The organism is Flavobacterium circumlabens, from assembly GCF_004345565.1.
GTDB classification, from domain to species: Bacteria; Bacteroidota; Bacteroidia; order Flavobacteriales; family Flavobacteriaceae; genus Flavobacterium; species Flavobacterium circumlabens.
Genome location: NZ_SLWA01000010.1, coordinates 1 through 19,656, shown reverse-complemented (window position 1 = coordinate 19,656; position 19,656 = coordinate 1). Strand labels below are relative to the sequence as shown.

Below are 19,656 nucleotides of genomic sequence, written 5' to 3'. Positions count from 1 at the left end.
TACATTCTATAGTATGGCGAATCAAATAGGTATTTTTATTTTTTAAAATACAATCCCGTTTATGACAGCATAATTTGAATTTGCTAAAGGGATGCGATCTAAGGCTTAGATTTTAAAATAAAGAAGTGGGGGCTTCCGACGTGCTTTCAATTGGTACTAAATCGAGTACTAATTGAATTGTCGAAGTTATACAAAGGAAGAGGTATCAAAAAAGGGGAAAAACACCCTTTTTGTACAGGTTAAAATACTGATTTTTAAATGTTTGTTTGTATAGTGAAGTTTTATTTTCAGGAATATAGGAAGTTAAACAGTTGTAAGACCGTAAGACATTATTCAATAAAAACAAAATGTTCGTTTTTTTAATTTGAGATGAAATATTTTAAATTGCAGCTTTTTTACTAATTCGATTCTGTTATACTTTTGAATTTTCACTTTATAAGTAAGGAGCAAGATTTATTTTCATTGAAGTACGTAATGTTTTTGTAAGTAAACACTTGTTTTATTTTAATAATAGATATCTTTGTCTTGCTAAAATACCTATAAGGGCTAACTTAAAGTCATTATTATGCAAAATGAAAATCAAAAAACATCGCATCAGGATGTAGTGCCATCCGTAGTTCATTTCCTTTCCGACCTTTGGTTTGAAGGAAATTTTAAAGAACAGCCTCTGTATTTGCAGGAAATTTTCGAGTTAATGCTCGAAACCGAATTCGGCAATGATCAGGAGCTCCGACAAAAAATGCTAAGCTGTCTCAGAACCAGCAGGAATCTGGCTGAAACTTTGTCCCCGTTTACAGACAAGCAAATTCAGAAAGCCTGCGTTGCTATTAAAGCTGCGAAAGCAACTTAATTTGTCGGGATTTAAATTTTGCAAATACCACAAAAGCCCCGTTATTGCGGGGCTTTTTTTTTGGTTATGCATTTTCAAGTGTGGGAAAGTTGATTTTATTTTCAGTTTTGCTGTTGTAAAATTTTATTTTGATTTTCATTTTACAACAAAGCTGTTGAAATATTTTTGTTGAATATTTTTTTACAACAAAAGATTTACAACAGAAATTTTTGAAAACATGAAGTTGAGAAAGTTGATTTTAATTTAAATTTTCCAACAATCGGAGTGAGAAGCCGTGCGCTAAACTTAGAAGCACAACATTTCTGTCCTAAACAGCTTCAAAATCTTTTAATAAAAAAGGGTTGCTTTTATGCCCTTATATCCATTTTGATACCTCATTTAGTTAAAAATATTCCTTTTGGTTGATTGAAATATACCGGAAAGAGGGTATTGTGGATGTTTATTTTTTTAGCTTATTTCGTACAATACGATAAGTTTTTATAAAAATAAATCTCACATATGAAAAAAGAAGTCCTGTTTATGATGTTCCTGGTTTCCTTCTTATCAAATGCACAAAGCAATAAAATTGTATTCGAATACGATGCTGCCGGCAATCAGGTAAAAAGATCTTTGTGTTTAAAATGTCCCTCGGCAACGGGCAAAAAAGATCAGACAAAAGAAGTTGAAGCTTTGGCGGAGGAAAAGGGACTACCACTTTCATCGGAAGAGGTTCTTTCTTATTATCCCAATCCGGTCAAAGAAACTTTGTATCTGAAATGGCAACTACAGGAAAATAATGGGGTGACTTCGGTTCAGGTTTTCGCTCTTTCAGGTCAGGTTTTAGGAACCTATCCAGTCGGCTCAGGTGTCAATGAGCTGAACGTCCCTTTTCAAAATTATTCCGCAGGAATCTATGCCATAATGCTGTACTACAGCAATGGTTCTCAAAAAGCTATTAAAATCATCAAACAATAACGATATGAAAAATTTTTATTTTGTCCTTGTTTTTTTAGTTGGCGTATGGGTACATGCCCAGACTGCACCCATTGGTTCATCAATAGAAGTGGGTGTTACCGAAGGTCAGTTAGCAGTGTCTTTAACCGGAGCTGCAAATTATACCATTCCTATTGCGGTACCGCCCGGTATAAACGGAGTAGTACCTCAGATTAGCCTAACCTACAACAGTCAGGGCGGAAACGGCATCGCCGGATATGGGTGGAGTATAGGAGGCATTTCTGCGATTTCCAGAATTCCGTCAACGAAATTTCACGATGGGACTATTGATCCCGTAGACTTTGATGCTTTAGATCGTTTTGCATTGGACGGGCAGCGTTTACTGGTTAAAAACGGCACGAATAAAATATATGGTCTGAACGGCACGGCCTATGAAACGGAAAGCTTTTCGAATATCAAAATTACCTCCTATGGCGTTCATTCTAAAGGAATAAATTATGGACCTGCTTATTTTATTGTAGAATATCCGGATGGTTCGAAGGCGTATTATGGCAGTGCTGCAGATTCCTGCTCCATAACAGACTGGGCCATTACCTATTGGGAAAATCCCCAGGGCGTAAGAATTAGTTATACGTATTTTTTAGCCAATAATACCCTGAATATCTCCACTATTAATTACGGTTCAGGATCAGGGGCGACGCCAATCAATCAAATAAAATTTATTTATAAGCAGAAAGAAAGAGCTGAGCAGGAATATGTGGGTGGTCAGAGTATGCTAAGAAATACTATTTTAGATAAGATCCAGATAACAGGAAATGGTGTGGGGTTTAGAAATTATGCACTCAGTTACGATACTACTTCCTTAGGCTATCAAAGGTTAACTGGTATTACAGAGAAAAATGGAGACAACAGTAAAGAATATAAACCAACAGTGTTTGAATACCATACTGAAGCAGGCGGAGGTGCCCTAAAGGTTAAAAATTCCGGAATACTGGATCTCTCAGGAGTTAGTTTCACAAACGCCGAATATGTTTCGGGTGATTTTGACGGTGATGGCCAGCTGGATCTTATTTTGTATCCTACCAAAGGAGACAATGCAAAAAAGGAGTACAGCCTATATACCGATATTACGACACGAAATGTGAATTTCGGCACCAAACAGTCCGTTGGCTCATTTCAGGAAATTTTTCCGGTAACCTGGCTGGGGTATGATCGTAAAGTAATGCCGGGGCAAGCCTGGGTTGTGGTTAAGGAAAATAGTTTTACCACTTATTTTCAGGGAATTATGGGAATTGTACAATATGATGAAAAGAAGTATGATTTTCCGGTTATAACGTATTTTTCAGAACACCCTTTAAGCTGTGTACAACGTAACAGAAAACCTCGCGAACTTACCGCGCAAATAGCAAAATCTAATTTAAGCGGAGATTTTGACGGAGATGGTATCACCGATATTATTGTTGTCGAAAGAAACACATCCTACTCTTATCTGGGGCCCTGTGATAGTGACGGTCAGGTACTTAATGCCACAAGCACTCATTATGGTACAACTTATTTAGTGAATTTAGATAAGAATGTTACCTCAAATTTTGTAACCGATGCAGGCCGAATCAATGCAGGATCTGTCAGTAAATTAATAGTGGCCGATTTTAACGGAGATGGTAAATCGGATGTCTATGTATTTGATCAGGGAAAGGTTGCTGTTTATGAGCTGAACGATAAAAAACAATTTGAATTATTGTTTGTCAAAACGGACGAAGGGATCGTTTTGGATAAGCAAATTCTCATGGGAGATTATAACGGAGACGGCAAAACAGATTTTGTAATTCCTCAGGCTACTAATACAGATAGCTGGAACTTTTATTTTTCTACAGGAACGACTTTCAGTACATTCAATACGGAGATTGGGCTGGCCTATTATACTTCAAAAGTAGGCTACTATGGTGTTCTTGGCTACCCCTTGGACACCTATAGTCTAAACGAAGGATCTTTTGTAGCAAACGATTTTAATGGCGACGGTAAAACAGATATTTTGTACCAGCAGAACCTTACGGTAGAATATATCCTGTCTGAAAAAAGAAACATTTATGCAAGAAGAGGAGAGTCTCAGGTTACTAAATTGGTTTTGCTTGAAAATACATCCGGTACGGGAAATACAATCACTTTTAATTTGTTGAACACCAATGCGCAGTTTGCAGCGGCAAAAAGATATCCAATTCCCATTTTTACAAACCATAACAAAGTAAATCTAAATCTGGAATATTCCTTAATTAGTGACAACGCTATTCAGTCTTTCAATAGCGCCACAGACCACAGGAAAGATGTACTGTTGGAAAAAGTGACTACAGGCAATGGAGTTACCGAGTCAATTACCTATAGTGCCTTAAAACAGGATCCGTATGAAACCATCTATTCACCGGCACCTTTAACGGAAACCTACCCCAATATTGATATTAAAACCGCTGTTACTTTCAAAGTCGTAAAAATGCTGGAAAAAACCAGTGCTGCAGGTTCTAAAAAACAATCCTTCAATTATTATGGGGCTGTGGCCAATAGTCAGGGATTGGGCTTTTTAGGTTTTCGGGCCGCAATGAGAACCAATTGGTACAAGGACAACTCACAAGTTATCGCTACGATCTCAAGAAATGACGTTGGACTGAGAGGTGCCAATACCGAAAATTATTCGGTATTGGGATTTGTCTCTGCGAATTATCTGTCCGACACCTTCATTACAAAATCGGCGGTTACTTATAATACGGCTGCAGATGCCCTGCAAAGCAATAAGGTATTTAAACTTAAAGCTTTAAAAACAGAACAAGTAAATACTTTGGAAGGTACAGGTACGGAGACGGTTACGGATTATGATGGGTACAACAACCCTCTCAAATCAACAACAGTGGTAAAGGAAGGAAAAACGATTTTACAAAGTACTGTAACTACTATAGCCTATAATGTTCCTTCATCAGCAAATACCTCTTCAGCAACACCTTATATTGTCGGGCAGCCGATCAGTAAAAACCAAAGTATTACCGTTGCCGGAAAAACGATGTCAACCGAAGAACTGTATTCCTATTCCGGGAATCTGCTGACACAGGTTAAAAAGAAAGGAACTAATACAGATTATATAACCGAAGACAACCAATACGATCGCTTTGGCAATATCATCAAAAAGACCATATTGGCAACAGGACTTGCACCGCGTATAACCAGTTATTTGTACGATGCTTCAGGCCGTTTTTTAATCAGAAGTACAGATATAGAAGGCTTGTCTACTAATTTTATTTATAATCAGGGCAACGGATTATTGTTGTCCGAAACAAATCCTTACGGCTTAACCACTTCTTATGACTACGATTCCTGGTTTAAGAAAATCAAAACAACAGATTATCTGGGTAAGAACAATACGTACTCTTATGCGCGCAATGGCGACAAAACCACCATTACCGCAACTGCAGAAGATGGCAGCTCTACAGTGGAAACCTTTGATGATCTTGGCAGAAAAATAAGGGAAGGCAGTAAAAATATTGCGGGAACGTTCTCGTATGTCGATTACGACTATGACATTTACGATCGAAATTATAAAGTAAGTGAACCCTATTTCGGAAACGTTCCAACCCAATGGAACGAAACAAAATATGATATTTACGGCAGGGTCACGGAGCACAGTTCGTTTACCGGAAAGACCACCCGTATCATCTATTCCGGTTTGAGTACCACGGTAAACGACGGTACAAAGTCGAAAACAACGGTTAAGGATGCCATCGGAAATGTAGTAGCTGTCACCGATACTCCGGGAGGTACGATTACCTACACCTATTTCCCAAACGGAAATCTTTACGAATCCAGTTATGCCGGGGTAAAAACCACTATTTCGCAGGATGGCTGGGGAAGAAAAACAGAACTGGTCGATTCCTCTGCGGGTACGTATAGATATGAATACAATGCACTTGGAGAAACTACAAAAGAAACGACTCCCAACGGAACGACCAATTATACACTGGATGCCTTCGGAAAAGTAACGCAAAAAACAATTTTCGGTACGAAAACTGATTCCAAGACGACCTATACTTATGATCCGTCCAGTAAATTGCTGTTGAGCAGTAAATTCGAAGACTTTACTAACGGAGCCCATACCATACTGAATTCGATTATCTACGATGCTTCAAAAAGAATCACCAAAACAACAGAGCAGACGCCTTATGCCGTGTTTACAAAAGAATTCAGCTATGATGGTTTCGGGCGGGTCGCTTCCGAAAAGTCAAGCGCGACGGCAGGAGGAAAGTCAAGTTCCAAAACCATAAAAAACACCTATAAAAACGGAGCGCACTGGCAAATACTGGACAACGATACCAATGCTGTTTTATGGCAGACCAATGCCGTAAACGCAAGAGGGCAACTCACCAGCGCACAAAACGGACCCACTACGGTAACCAATACCTATGGCAGCTCTGGTTTAGTGTCTCAGTTGAAATACGACAGAACTGCCGGCTCTGTCAATATACTGACTTTAAATACGGATTTTGATGCCAAAAAAGGAAATCTGAACAGCCGCACCAATAGTATGTTTAACAGAAATGAAAGTTTTGACTACGATAGCCAGGATCGCCTCACTGACTTTACCAATGGTCAGGGGGTACAGGAGAAACAGGCCTATGATGATCAGGGAAGGATAACACAAAATAATTTAGGAACCTATCAGTACACTCAAAAAGCGAAACCGTATCAGCAGACCTCCATCAATCCGGTGGAAGCAGATGCCTTATCGTATTATGCCAACCGCGAGGGAATTTACAGTGACGGCATGGAAGAAAAGAGCGGTTTCGGATTGGCAAAATACCCGGCTTCAATGGTGTATACGTATGATACTGCAAATGTTCATACGGGTAAAACAGCCCTGAAAATAGCCAATACCACCACAACAGAACAATACCTGCACTCCGATAAATGGATTGCGATTGACAATGCGGTTGCTACTTCCTATACCTATTCGGCATGGGTGTACAGTGACAATCCGCAGGCCGAAATATTCCTGTTCATGAAAAAAGAAAACGAAGCGGGGTATTTCACAGGGATCGATAATGCGGTTTCGGGGATTAAAAAACAATGGACCAAAATTGAAAAAACAGTTCTGGTACCCGCCAATATCAAAAAGCTGAATATCCGTCTGGATAACAATGGCCTGGGCAATGTGTGGTTTGATGATGTTCAGATTCGCAAAACAGGCAATCCGGTTACTGCCGACAGGGAACTGAACATTAGCTGCAATACCTTTAAAAGTCCGGTACAAATAGACGAAACAGGGGTAGATAAAATCAGCTTTACCTACAATGACAGCAACGGCCGAAGTACTATGTTTTATGGAGGTCTGGAGGATGAAATTCTGCTAAGGCCTTTACGAAAATATTATGCAGCCGATGGCAGTATGGAGATTAAGCACAACAGGACAACGGGCACTTTTGAATTCATCACCTACATTGGCGGTGATGGCTACTCAGCACCAATCGTACTCAGAAGCAACGGAACAACATCTGATTATTTATATTTACAACGGGATTACCAGGGATCGATACTATCGATAACCAATCAGGCCGGGGCAGTGATCGAAAAACGCCTGTTTGATGCCTGGGGAAATATTGCAAAGGTACCGGATGGTGCCGGAAATACGCTTACTGGTCTCACCGTTTTAGATCGCGGATACACCGGACACGAGCATTTGCAGAGTGTTGGCCTGATCAATATGAACGGCCGTATCTACGATCCTAAACTGCATCGTTTTTTACAGCCGGATAATTTTGTGCAGGATCCGTTTAATACGCAGAGTTATAACCGATACGGGTATTGCTGGAATAATCCATTGGTTTATACTGATCCTAGTGGGGAAATTGTACCTTTAATCGTAGTTGGTATAATTGTAGTTAGTGCTGCGATTAATGTTTATCAGAACTGGAATGACATAACTGGAGGTACTGGAAAATTCTCAGATATTAACTGGGGTAAATTTGCCGGATTTACAGCATCTGGAGCTATTGCTGGGGCTTTAACGGTATATGGCGGGCCTTATGGAGTAGTTTGGGCTGGTGCAGCGCAGAATTTTTTAAATTCAGCAGTTAAAGGTGATGATTTAATGAGTATTGGAAGAAACACATTAATTGGTGCTGGTACGGGTTTTTTGTCATATGGTATTGGTGTCGGATTTGATAAAGTTCTTCCAGCAGGTATTTTAGGTACAAATACTGTCACAAATTCGATTTTAACTGGAGCAACTAAAGAGGTAGGGTCAAGTTTTGCAGGTAATTTGACAGGTAATATTATGCAGGGAGATAATTTTGAAGATGCATTCAAAAAAGCAACTGATCCTGCGGCTATAGCTAGCAGTTTTGCAAGCGGGGCCTTTGGCGGATATATTTCTTATTCTTCATCAACTACAAACTTATCCTATACAAGATCAGCAACTATGGAATATTTGGAACTTCAGTCAATGCCATATAGGATATTGCCATATCCGGTACTTACAACTACATTTACAATTCAACCTCCAAGATTTCAATTTGTACCACGATCAAGCAGCCCGAGAAATTGGGGGGTCAGACCAAGACTATAGCTATAAACTTATAAAACTATGAAAGAATTCAGTGCTTTAAGCGATCAAACGAAAATATACATATGTTGTATGGTTGTATTTCTTATTTGTAGCAGCTATTATAGCTATAGAAATTACAACAGCATGAACAATCAGCTAAAAATTATACTAATACTCTTAAGTCTTGGATCAATATTTCTAGCTTATGACCGATTTGAAAAAAATAGATCTTTTAATCATCTCATGGGTAATTTTGAAATGACAAGAGGAAAAGTTTTAAAAGTGTTTATTTCAAATAAAACATCATTGCGAGGAGGCTCTGCTCGCAATGATATAACTTATTCTTACTTGGTAGGTAGTGAGCATTATGTTACTAAAAATATAGAGAATGAATACATAGTTATTCCGAATATTACTCCCAAAACCAATTGTGATTACATTGTTATTTATCAAAAAGGCAATCCTAATAATAGTATTTTGCTCCTGAATTATCCCGTGAATTCGTCTGAAGACTTAGAGCGGTACAAAGAAATATTTAAAGATAAAATTCCTGAAGATGCTATTAAACAAGATTAGTATCATTTACAAAGAGGTTATCAAGGATCGATAGTAGCCATAACCAATCAGGCCGGTGCAGTGATCGAAAAACGCCTGTTTGATGCCTGGGGAAATATTGCACAGGTACAGGATGGTGCCGGAAATACGATTACTGGTCTCACCGTTTTAGATCGCGGATACACCGGACACGAACATTTGCAGAGTGTAGGGCTGATCAATATGAACGGCCGTGTCTACGATCCTAAACTGCATCGTTTTTTACAGCCGGATAATTTTGTGCAAGATCCGTATAATACTCAGAGTTATAACCGATACGGGTATTGCTGGAATAATCCTTTAAAATATACGGATCCGAGTGGTGAATGGTTTTGGATGGCTTTTGCTGTTGGGGCAATAGTCGGAGCAGTTTCAGGTGGAGCCGGATATGCTGCACAGGCAATTCAGACAGGTAATTGGAGTTGGGGACAATTCGGTATATCTGTTTTAGGAGGAGCAATCATAGGAGGGGTCAGTGGAGGTTATGCTTCAATGTCTTGTACTGTTACATCAAATGCATTAATAAACGCATTTGCATCGGGTTTGATTGCAGGAATGATGCCTGTTTATGGTGTGCAGGTAGGTGATTGGAGTTTTAGTGTTTCACCAGCGATAGCCTTTGGTACTGGAGGTGCTCCCATTGGTATTGCTGGAGGCGTAGGATATAGTGATGGTAGAAAATGGAGTTTTTCAGTGAATACAACAGCAAGGGTAAGTGCATATACCTTGGGGGGTGGCTTTTCTTATTCTGATGGCACAAATACTTACTCAGCTGGATTTACAAATTTTGGAGGGAAAGATCCACAAAATAATTGGATGGTAGGATATAGTAGCGGAGATTTTAGTTTTAAAATGACAAATGATGCTTTTGTTGGCGGGGATAAAGCAAGAACAGCAGCAGCAGAGATAGGTATTGGAAGTTATTCATACGGTTTTAATTTATATACAACATCACCACCTGATAGTGAATATCATTCAAAAGAACCAAATAGAAAAGGAGGTAATGAGGATTATATCTCTCCAATATGGAGCTCAAGTGCTACTAGCAAGAAAAATCAAGGAAAACCTTTTTATACTTACACTAGTGGCAAAAGAATATTTGCGGGAATGTATATTGGAGTTAGAAGAGGAAATCATATACAAAGATTAGGTTATGATGGGCCAGAAGTACAAGATTTATTTCAAAATGGAATTCATAAAAACGTTGTAAAAGGGCCTTATTTTAATACTAATTTAGGATCATTACCAAGTGTATTTCAACAAAATTTCACATATAATCCATTGACTCTATATTCTAATTAATATGAGAAAGACAATTTATATGCTCATTTTACTATTTATTTCATCTTGTGGAATTGGTCCCGTTAAATGGGAAGGTTTTTCCAATTATGAAAAACCTGTACGGTTTGAAAAATCAGTAAAATTAAAAACAAATGGAGTTTATGTAGTTGACTCTGTAAATGGATATATAAATTCAAAAGAGTGTTATTATCTGTATAATAATGGCCTTTGCTTGCCAAATTCACAGGATAAGAATTTTTGGAAAAATCCAAAATATTATCTGGATGAAGAATATAATCGAATGGTAAAATATCAAGAAAAGTACAAAATAAAACCTGATGTATTTGGTCAATATTCCATTTCAAACGATACAATTTGTTTTCAAGTATTTGGAGCTAATAATAATGAGTTTTTTAGGAGATGGGTTATAGAAGATAAAGGGATAATTGTAAATGATAGTACGATTAAATTATTTTCGTCCTATTCATATTTAAGAAAGATAGAGTTATTAGACAAGCCAAAGACATTACTATTTTATAAAATGGAAATTAAACCTGACAGTACAAAACTATTTTATAAAAATAAAAAATGGTACAAAAAAGGGTTGCATAAAAGCAGGAAGTAATAAATAAATTTTTATTTGAAAATTAGATTCAAAAAAAAAACGCAAGAATCACTAAGCTTAATAAAATAATTATGAAAAAACTCATTATCCTTTTATTACTCATTTCATTTTCATGCAAGATTGGACAAAATGAATATCAAACCAAAAATGAAAACATTACGGTCTATAACATTAATGATCAAGTTCCAATTAATTCAAAAAAAATAAGATCAATTAAGTACAATCGAAATATAATTAAGAAAAATTTGGACTATGATTCATTGATCGAAAAAGCAAAAGAGGAGGCTATAAAAAATAATGGAAATGCAATTAAAATTGTTTACCACAAACCACTAGAAGGTAATCGTAAATCGATACATATTATAAAGTTTGATATTTTAAAAGTAAATTCAAGTCAAATAGATAACAAAAGAGATGTCGATGACTCCATAAAATTTAATGATTATGCCAATATAAATATCTATAGATATGGTGGAGGTTACTTTATTGGTTATGAGTTGCATATCGGTGATTCAGTGGTAAAGATTAGAAACAATTTAAAGATTACTATTAAAGTTAAAAAGGCAGCGAAATATTTAATTTGGGTGAATAATAAAAAGGAAGAAACAGTAGAACTAGACATTCTTTTAGGAAAGGACTATTATATTAAATGCGGCACTAAAGTGGGTTTTTTCGCAGGCATTCCTGAATTTAAAGTAATGGATAATACTTTAGGAAAAAAAGAATTTGATTCTTTTTTTCCTCGCAAGCAGTAGAATATTTAAATGTTTATACTCTCGTACCAGAAGGGTATTTCTAAAATTATTATTCAAGTTGTATTAGCTGAATTGACTAAGTGAAAGATTTTAGTATAATAATCACAATAATATAGAGAAAATGAAGAAGATTTTAATTGTTAGTTTGATCCTGACTTTTATGAGTTGTGGAAGTTACACCATGAGTACTTTTTATGTGAAAAATACTTCAGATAGAGAAGTTAATTTTAGTGCAGCAGTAGTAAAATATAGTCAGATGGGGCCATTTTTGTTAAATGTTCCTTTTACCGTAAAACCAAATGACAGTGTTTTAGCGCGTAAAGTAAAAATGAGAAATGATGTGAGTCCTGAAAATTGGTTTCAAAAATTTGAAATCTTTCCCGTTGATGGCGTAGAATACAATGATCCCAAAGAATCTCAAAATTGGATTAAAACAATAGGAAAGGACGGAAATCCTGTTTATACTTTTAAAATCGTAAAATAATGAAGACAAAAATATTTTTATTTGGAAACTTTTTTTTTCTTTTAACGGCCGTATTTGGACAGGAAAAAGATGATTTTGCAAAACGACTTAAAGCTGTTACTAATCAAACGGCAGTATTTTATAATGTGGATGGAGTTGATTTTTCAAGCCAAACATTTAGTAATGAATTTTCTGAGAAAGGATTAAAAAAAATATACAGAAAGTATTCCATAAAAGAGAGTGATTTAAAGGTTAAAGATGAAAATCTGGCATATAATAATTTATATGTCACAAACACCAGAAAAGTTGCTGAAAATATGGAGCAATTTAATTCTTATTATTTTGTAGAGGATAAAGATAAAAGGGTTACCGTTTTTAGTTTTGGTTATTATGAGAAACCGGATAAAGAATTTGAACACATTTATATAAACCGGATTCTGAATAATGAAATTCCAGATGAGGTTTATGAAGCTACTATAATTGACAGTATTGATTTTGCAGGAAGAAAAATAAAATTGGGAAACAGTTGTTACTGGACTAATGTTAATACGGTTCAATGTCCCTATTATGGAGAAATGAATTGGTCTGTTCATAAAACCCTTGAAAGTGCAAAAAATGCCATTAATAATCAGTTTACTCTAACAAAGAGTGCAAGAGGAGGAAAAGTTATTGCTGAAGAAGAGGTTGATGTAGTATTTGAAGGGAATGAAGCTAAAGCAAAAAGAGTGATATATGGCTTTACAGGAGGTAAATCTTTGCTGGTAGGAATGTCGGGAGGTAAAACGTTGACTATTTATTATGTTGCAAGCAAAGTACGTGAGAATTATGTTAGTTGTTGTATGAGCTTTTGGAATAATGATACCATTACAGAAAATAAATTAGCACCATTATTAGAAAAAGTCATGCAGTTAAAAAAATGATTTATTTGAGCAGACTTCACACAGCAATTTTTAGCTTTTAAAAAAACTTCGGAGAGCCGAATATGAAATTTATTAAAAACAGAATGAACACACCTCAAAAACTTATTCTCTTACGATTACTTCTTTCACCTTTAATTCTACTTATTGCCTGGCAATTGGGTACCAAAGGAGCGGTACTAATTTTATTTCTAATGTATCTGGGTTTAATTAGTGATATTCTGGATGGAATAATTGCCAGAAAACAAAATTGCTCTACTGAAAAATTGCGAAGATTAGATAGTCAGGTCGACATGATATTCTGGGTTTCAATAGGAATAAGTTCATGGTTACTCTATCCTGAATTGATAAGTGAAAACAAATATTATATTTTCACTGTTTTTGCTATGGAAGGATTATGTTATGTAATCAGTATCATAAAATTTCAAAAGGAAACCTGTACGCATGCTTTTTTATCAAAAGTTTGGGGACTTACGCTCTTATTTGCATTTACATCAATGATCGGATTTGGGCATACGGGAATACCTTTTGCCGTTGCAATCATCATGGCTTTTATTTCCCATGCAGATGTTATTCTGATTATTTTGATATTACCAAAGTGGCAACATGATATTCCCAGTTCTTATCACGCCTATTTAATTAGACGTGGAATCGGATTTAAAAAAAATCGTTTTTTTAATAGTTAACTATTTTACTCAGTATTACGAATTAGTATAAAAACAAAAAGCTCCAGATTTCTCTGAAGCTTTGTCTTAGTAGGGGAAGCAGTCAAATAGCTAACCATTTTACAGGGAATTTTTATAAAGCTGCAGCAAGATTTTACTTTTTTTTAGCTTGAATGATAAACTTTAAATTTCACTTTTCTTTTTCGTGTATATTGAAAAGTTAAGTGTTATGTTTGTTCACAGTTCAGCGAAAAATTAAAAAGATGTAATGACAGATAAATTAGAGATTAAAGTTCCTGAAAAACTATATGGGCTTGATCATTTACGGGCTTTAGCTATTATTTTAGTTTTCTTTTTTCATTATTATATTCTAAGTGACGGAGAACCCGAATGGCTTCCTGATGTAGCTTCATTTGGTTGGACAGGAGTTGATTTGTTTTTTGTGTTAAGCGGATTTTTAATTTCTTCTCAACTATTTCTACAAATTAAAAAAGGGCAATTAATTTCATTTAAAGTTTTTTTCATCAAACGATTTTTTAGAATTGTTCCTGCATTTTTAGCAACAGTTGGCATTTATTTTTGCTTCCCGTATTTCAGAGAAAAAGAAGCACTACCTGCAATTTGGAGATTTCTTACTTTTACTCAGAATTTTAATCTTAATTTAAAGGACTACGGAACATTTTCACATTGCTGGTCGCTATGTGTAGAAGAACATTTTTATCTTTTTTTGCCAATTATTTTAATATTTCTACAGACTTCAAAACTGTTCTCTAAATCATATTGGCTATTAATAGGCTTATTTTTATTCGGATTTGCGATTAGATTTTATAGTTTTAATCAGTGGTATCTGCCGAAAATTGGTGAACAAAATAGTTGGATGTACTGGTATAAATTTATTTACTATCCGACTTACAATCGCTTAGACGGACTTTTAGTTGGTGTTTCTATTGCAGGACTTTATCAATTTTCACCAGATGTATGGATTAAACTTTCAAAATATGGGAATCAATTTATTCTATTAAGTTTATGTATTTTGACAGCTGCTTATTTTTTGTGTGAAGACTTACTGACTTTCAAGGCATCTGTTTTTGGATTTCCATTAATTGCACTTGGCTTTGGTTTTATGGTGGCAGGTTCGATTAGTCCTACTAGCTTTTTATATAAAATGAATTCAAAAATCACAACGCTTATAGCTCATCTTTCTTTTTCAATTTATTTGACACATAAAGGAATAATTCATACAACCCACCAGCTATTAAAAGATTATGAAATAGAGAATAATGTAATGCTTCTAATTTGTATAATTACTTGTGTTTTAGGAGCCTACATTCTTCACTTGACAATAGAAAAACCATTTATGAAAATAAGGAACAAAACCATAAAAGAAATATGAATGTTATTCATTAAATGTATGTAAAAACAGTCAACGGATTATTTCTTTATAAGAACCTGTAAGCATCATAAAAAAATCCTTATTCTTTTTTTGAATAAGGATTTTTAGTTTAATTATTTAAGCTTTCTAATTTTTGGTCCCAACCATGGTAAAAAAAGCGATGAAATTATTAAGTTTTAGAAAAAGAAATAACCAACAGATAATTGAAACACTCCGTTTTTATTTTTACTCGAAGAATTATCTAAATTATTAATATCTGTTAGTCCCAGATTATATCTTGCACCAAAATTAAGTCCATTGTCAAGTTTATAGCCTAAGCCAAAATTAACACCAAAATCAAAAGTATTAAACGAATCTTTTACATCAGTCTTATCATTTTTAGCAGAAAGTAAAAAACCTATTTGTGGTCCGGCTTCAAGACTCAATCCTTTTGTTAAATAATATTTTCCCATTAAAGGAATGTTCAGATAATTTAAAGCAATTGTATTATCATTGAAACTATATCCCTGACCAGAATACATTAATTCAGGTTGAAAGGAAAATTTATCGGAAACGGGAATTTCTGATAAAACACCAAAATTAAATGATGTTACGACATCAATACCCTCGGTATTATCTCCGCTGACAGAGGCAAAGTTTAAACCTCCTTTAGCACCAAATTTAATTTTTTGGGCATTAACATTTGTAAATCCTAAAACTGTAACTACAGCTAGTACTAAAAATTTTTTCATAAAAAGTGTTTTGAATTATTTAAATCCAAAATTCGCATAAGAAAAATTAGAAAAGGTTTCAAAAGCTTAAAAATGTATAAATCGGTACTTATTTGGGGGTATTTTTATATTCATTTGGTGTCTGACCGGTAACTTTTTTAAAGGCCTTATAAAAAGTCGTTTTTGAAGTAAAGCCAGATTCTAATCCCATCGCCAGCAAATTATAGTTCTCATATTCAGAATTTGAGATCATCTCCTTGACAGTTTCAACCCGATAGTTATTGATGTAATTGGCAAAGTTATCTCCTGTTATCGTGTTTATAATTTGTGAAACATATCCCGCGCTTATGCCTAATTTTTCAGCAACTTTTTCTCTGTTTAATGTACTGTCCGTATAAATGTGCTGATCTTTGCAAAGAAGTTCCAGTTTTTGAAAATAAAGATTATCTGCCGTGATAGATTCCCTATATTCTTCAGGTTTGTTATTTTCTACAATTTGCAGAGGGGTATAGGAAAGAGCTAAATCTTTATTTAGAAAATTGAAAATAGCATCTTTGTTTTTGGCAAGTTTGTATTTGTAAATGCCTATATAAGCTGTCCAATGAATGATGAATGTTGCAGATAAAGCCAGGACGCTCATCGTAGAAGAAATGTCATATTGAAGAAATAAGCCTGCCAGACAAGTAATAAGCCAGGCAAATAGCAGTGAAGAAACAATTGTTAATAAGGTAATTGTCCATTTTTTTTCCTGTGAATCTTTTAAATGTCTTATCATAAAATGAGAGTAAAGCGGCAGGAATGGGATGAATGTAACGGCTAAAATAAGTTGAATCAGACCAAGTATTTTGATCAGACCGATGCCTGACTCAGGAATAGTATAAATTCCTGCAACACGATCAAGATCGTATGTAATGTTAAGGAAAGCGGAATAGGCAAATGGAATAAAACACAAATAAAATTTTTGTTTGCTTTTTACAGTATCATCAGTCCGGTTTATGATAAACAGGAATAGGAAAGCAGGTATTAGAAATACCCACTCGATGTGGTCAATAAAGCGTAGAAAAGGATAGGGAGTAAAGGCACCTTCAATCTCAAAAACATGATTCAGTAAAATAATTGAAAGTGTAAATAGTAAATATGCCAGATATTTATTTGAATTACTATTGAATAAGGAAGACTTTAAAATAATTAAGCCTAAGATTATTCCCTGAAAAATCGCAATATTTAAAAGTGTTGTGTAAATCAATTTTTTAAGATAAAAGTTGTTTCTAGGATTTGTTTTGGGATATCATGGTAACAGGTCACTCTTTAAAACATAGCTTATTTCATACGGATTGATAAGGCGAATTTATAGTAATACTGATAACTTTCTTAAGGGATTAAGAAATGATTAACTAAAATGACCCGCTCCCCGAAGAGTTCTCATGAAAGCTGTTAGAATGTCTTCGGACTTTGCACCCGCAATCTAAATCAGACATTGTTTTGTAAATTTAAATAAATGAAAAAAGCTCCGGATATAAGTCCAAAAGCTAAGATTTTAAAACAAAAAAGCTCCAGATTTCTCTGAAGCTTTTGTCTTAGTAGCGGGAAACATTCAAATATCTAACCAATTTATAAATGATTTTCATGAAGTTTTAGACGCTTTTAAAAAATATATAAATACTGTAATTAGACTTTTTAATTAAATGTTTAAAATTGTTCGTACTTAAATATTTTAAAATCGATAGCCAACATTCAACATAATTTTATTGACAATATTATGGTCTGTTTTATTTGCATTAAATAAAAGAGCACCGTAACCCATATTGGCTTCAATAAGAAATCCGCCTTTACTGACCCATTTCCAGCCTAAACCTGCACCAAGAGCAAAATCAGTGACATCAGGATTCTCGGTAAATATTGAATGGTCATCAGAATTGTATATTTTTTTTCCATCGATTGAGGTCAGCATCCCAAATCCTTCAACAAAAAAACCAGCAGCATATTTTTTACCGAAATATCTTCTGTAATAAGGCGAAACAGAATAATTCAAATCATCATTTATATTGTTACTAAACACGTATGTAGAAGTAATCCCTAGGGATGATTTTTATTTAAATGTCTTTCAAAAGTTACCTGAATTGTCCCATTCAGAAGTCCAAGTGCATTGAACGTAATTTCATTATTTTTCTCATACAAATTGTCGTTTATTTCATTTTGTGCACTGGCCAGAAATGCAGAAAATAGCATTATAACAGATAAAATTTTTTTCATAAAAAGTTAGTTAATTTATTTGATGTCAAACTTCACTTAAGTAAGAATAACTAAGGTGCCAAAAACTTAAAATTGTATAAATCGGTACTTATTTATTAGAATTTCGATACTCATTTGGTGTTTGACCGGTAGCTTTTTTAAAAGCTTTGTAAAAAGTAGTTTTTGAAGTAAAACCTGATTCTAGTCCCATAGTCAATAGATTATAATTTTCATATTCAGAATTTAAAATCATTTCTTTGACTGCTTCTATTCGATATTGATTGATGTAATTAGCAAAATTATCTCCGGTTGTTGTATTTACTATCTGAGAAAGGTAACCAGCACTTATGCCTAATTTTTCAGCGATTTTTTCTCTGTTCAATGTACAATCGGTATAAATATGATGATCCTTGCAAAGAAGATCAAGTTTTTGAAAGTAAAGATTATCGGATGTAATAGATTCTTTATTTTCTTCTTTCTCATCGTTGTCAATAAGTAAATTATTATTAGGAACTAATAATTCATTTTTTAAGAATTTTTGAATTCCATCTTTGTTGTTTGCTAGGTTATATTTATAAATGCCGATATAGGCAGTCCAATGAATTAGAAATGTTCCAAATAATGCTAGCATTTTCAAAACATAGGAGATGTCATATTGAAAAACTAATCCAATGAATAGGGTGGCATCCCAAGAAAACAAGAGTGCAGCAAAGATTGACCACAAGATATTAAGCCATCTTTTTTCCGGTAAATTTTTCGAATACTTTAGTAATCTATATGAATAGAACAGCATCACAGGGATGAATGTTAAGACTACAAGATATTCAATCAGATCAAGTATATCGATTATTCTATTTGCAAAATTTGGAAACTTAAAAAGACCCAAAACAACATCAAGGTCATGCGTTATATTAAGGATGGCTGAATATCCAAAGGGGACAAATAGCAATAGTGTTTTTTTATTATTTTTTGTAGTATGATCAACACGACGTAAAATAAAAATAAAAAGAAAAACGGGAAGAAGAAATGCCCATTCAACGTCGTCAAGAAGACGTAGAAAAGGTATCGAATTGTATGCTCCCCCCATATCCAGCACAAGATTCAATAAAAGTATTGAAAGAGTAAATATCGCGTAAGCCAAATATTTATTAGATGAACTATTGAATAATGACGATCTTAAAATAATTAAGCCTAAAATTATTCCTTGAAAAATCGCAATGTTTATTAGTGTTAAGTAAATCAAAGTTAAATTTGCAGCTAATATTTTAAAGGGCTTTGTCCGGATTTCGAGAACGAATTTAAATTAACTCTGAAAATTTCCTTACCTAATTAAGAAATGATTAACTAAAAATGAACTTTTACATCGTGGAAATAAATTTTTTTGAATTCCTCAAATAGATTAAAACAAAAAAAGCTCCAGATTTCTCTGAAGCTTTGTCTTAGTAGCCCTAACGGGACAATTCTCGAACCATTTTCTGGATGATTTAAGAAAAATAGACATTATTACATATTAAATTTTGTAATTCAAACCATACTATTAGATTACTCAATTATTGCAAATAACGTTTAATTATTTTTTCACTAGAGAATGCCCAAACTACATTGTTTTTATATGAAATATTTTTGATTGGTTGATCATGAGTGTACTCGAGGGTCCA

The 19,656-nt window shown here is 34.4% G+C and carries 16 protein-coding genes; 11 read left to right on the top strand and 5 right to left on the bottom strand.

The genetic code is table 11. The annotated features are described in order from the left end of the window. Nucleotides 1-565 precede the first annotated feature (565 nt). The 11 genes from EV142_RS20025 to EV142_RS19975 all read left to right on the top strand — a co-directional run bounded on the left by EV142_RS20025 (nucleotide 566) and on the right by EV142_RS19975 (nucleotide 15,056). Nucleotides 566-850, top strand: a complete 285-nt coding sequence (locus EV142_RS20025) for a hypothetical protein (protein ID WP_132037626.1) — start codon at nucleotides 566-568, stop codon at nucleotides 848-850. A 498-nt stretch (nucleotides 851-1,348) separates the two neighbouring features. Continuing rightward, nucleotides 1,349-1,804, top strand: coding sequence for a T9SS type A sorting domain-containing protein (locus tag EV142_RS20020; protein ID WP_238698602.1), 456 nt, complete (start codon nucleotides 1,349-1,351; stop codon nucleotides 1,802-1,804). Nucleotides 1,805-1,808: 4 nt separating this feature from the next. Further along, the gene (locus tag EV142_RS20015) at nucleotides 1,809-8,384 is read left to right on the top strand and encodes an RHS repeat-associated core domain-containing protein (protein ID WP_158286354.1); all 6,576 of its coding nucleotides are present in this window, start codon (nucleotides 1,809-1,811) and stop codon (nucleotides 8,382-8,384) included. 18 nt (nucleotides 8,385-8,402) lie between these two features. Next, nucleotides 8,403-8,939 (top strand): hypothetical protein, encoded by a 537-nt coding sequence (locus tag EV142_RS20010; protein WP_132037624.1) that lies wholly within the window; start codon nucleotides 8,403-8,405, stop codon nucleotides 8,937-8,939. Nucleotides 8,940-8,999: 60 nt separating this feature from the next. Continuing rightward, nucleotides 9,000-10,259, top strand: coding sequence for a polymorphic toxin type 23 domain-containing protein (locus EV142_RS20005; protein ID WP_132037623.1), 1,260 nt, complete (start codon nucleotides 9,000-9,002; stop codon nucleotides 10,257-10,259). 1 nt (nucleotide 10,260) lies between these two features. After that, nucleotides 10,261-10,863, top strand: coding sequence for a hypothetical protein (locus EV142_RS20000; protein ID WP_132037622.1), 603 nt, complete (start codon nucleotides 10,261-10,263; stop codon nucleotides 10,861-10,863). A gap of 71 nt (nucleotides 10,864-10,934) precedes the next feature. Next, entirely contained in the window at nucleotides 10,935-11,618 is a 684-nt protein-coding gene (locus EV142_RS19995) for a hypothetical protein (RefSeq protein ID WP_132037621.1), read from the top strand. A 121-nt stretch (nucleotides 11,619-11,739) separates the two neighbouring features. Next, a complete protein-coding gene (locus tag EV142_RS19990; RefSeq protein ID WP_132037620.1) occupies nucleotides 11,740-12,102 on the top strand; it encodes a hypothetical protein in 363 nt (120 codons plus the stop codon). Then, nucleotides 12,102-13,001: a hypothetical protein gene (locus tag EV142_RS19985; protein WP_132037619.1), complete on the top strand. Its 900-nt coding sequence runs from the start codon at nucleotides 12,102-12,104 to the stop codon at nucleotides 12,999-13,001. The genes EV142_RS19990 and EV142_RS19985 overlap by 1 nt, the downstream gene beginning before the upstream one ends. Before the next feature lie 83 nt (nucleotides 13,002-13,084). Then, a complete protein-coding gene (locus tag EV142_RS19980; protein ID WP_132037618.1) occupies nucleotides 13,085-13,684 on the top strand; it encodes a CDP-alcohol phosphatidyltransferase family protein in 600 nt (199 codons plus the stop codon). A gap of 247 nt (nucleotides 13,685-13,931) precedes the next feature. Further along, complete coding sequence (locus tag EV142_RS19975) at nucleotides 13,932-15,056, top strand: acyltransferase family protein (protein ID WP_132037617.1); 1,125 nt, start codon at nucleotides 13,932-13,934, stop codon at nucleotides 15,054-15,056. A gap of 176 nt (nucleotides 15,057-15,232) precedes the next feature. Here EV142_RS19975 and EV142_RS19970 read toward each other — a convergent pair whose 3' ends face one another. The 5 genes from EV142_RS19970 to EV142_RS19955 form a co-directional block, all read right to left on the bottom strand. Beyond that, entirely contained in the window at nucleotides 15,233-15,787 is a 555-nt protein-coding gene (locus EV142_RS19970; RefSeq protein WP_132037616.1) for a porin family protein, read from the bottom strand. Nucleotides 15,788-15,875: 88 nt separating this feature from the next. After that, nucleotides 15,876-17,012 carry a helix-turn-helix domain-containing protein gene (locus tag EV142_RS19965; protein WP_132037615.1) on the bottom strand — a complete coding sequence of 379 codons (1,137 nt, stop codon included), beginning with the start codon at nucleotides 17,010-17,012 and terminating at the stop codon, nucleotides 15,876-15,878. A gap of 468 nt (nucleotides 17,013-17,480) precedes the next feature. Beyond that, nucleotides 17,481-17,798 carry a hypothetical protein gene (locus EV142_RS24480; protein WP_244606817.1) on the bottom strand — a complete coding sequence of 106 codons (318 nt, stop codon included), beginning with the start codon at nucleotides 17,796-17,798 and terminating at the stop codon, nucleotides 17,481-17,483. Between the two features lie 44 nt (nucleotides 17,799-17,842). After that, nucleotides 17,843-18,019 carry a hypothetical protein gene (locus EV142_RS24475; protein ID WP_238698600.1) on the bottom strand — a complete coding sequence of 59 codons (177 nt, stop codon included), beginning with the start codon at nucleotides 18,017-18,019 and terminating at the stop codon, nucleotides 17,843-17,845. An 88-nt stretch (nucleotides 18,020-18,107) separates the two neighbouring features. Further along, complete coding sequence (locus EV142_RS19955) at nucleotides 18,108-19,139, bottom strand: helix-turn-helix domain-containing protein (protein ID WP_238698597.1); 1,032 nt, start codon at nucleotides 19,137-19,139, stop codon at nucleotides 18,108-18,110. Nucleotides 19,140-19,656 lie beyond the last annotated feature (517 nt).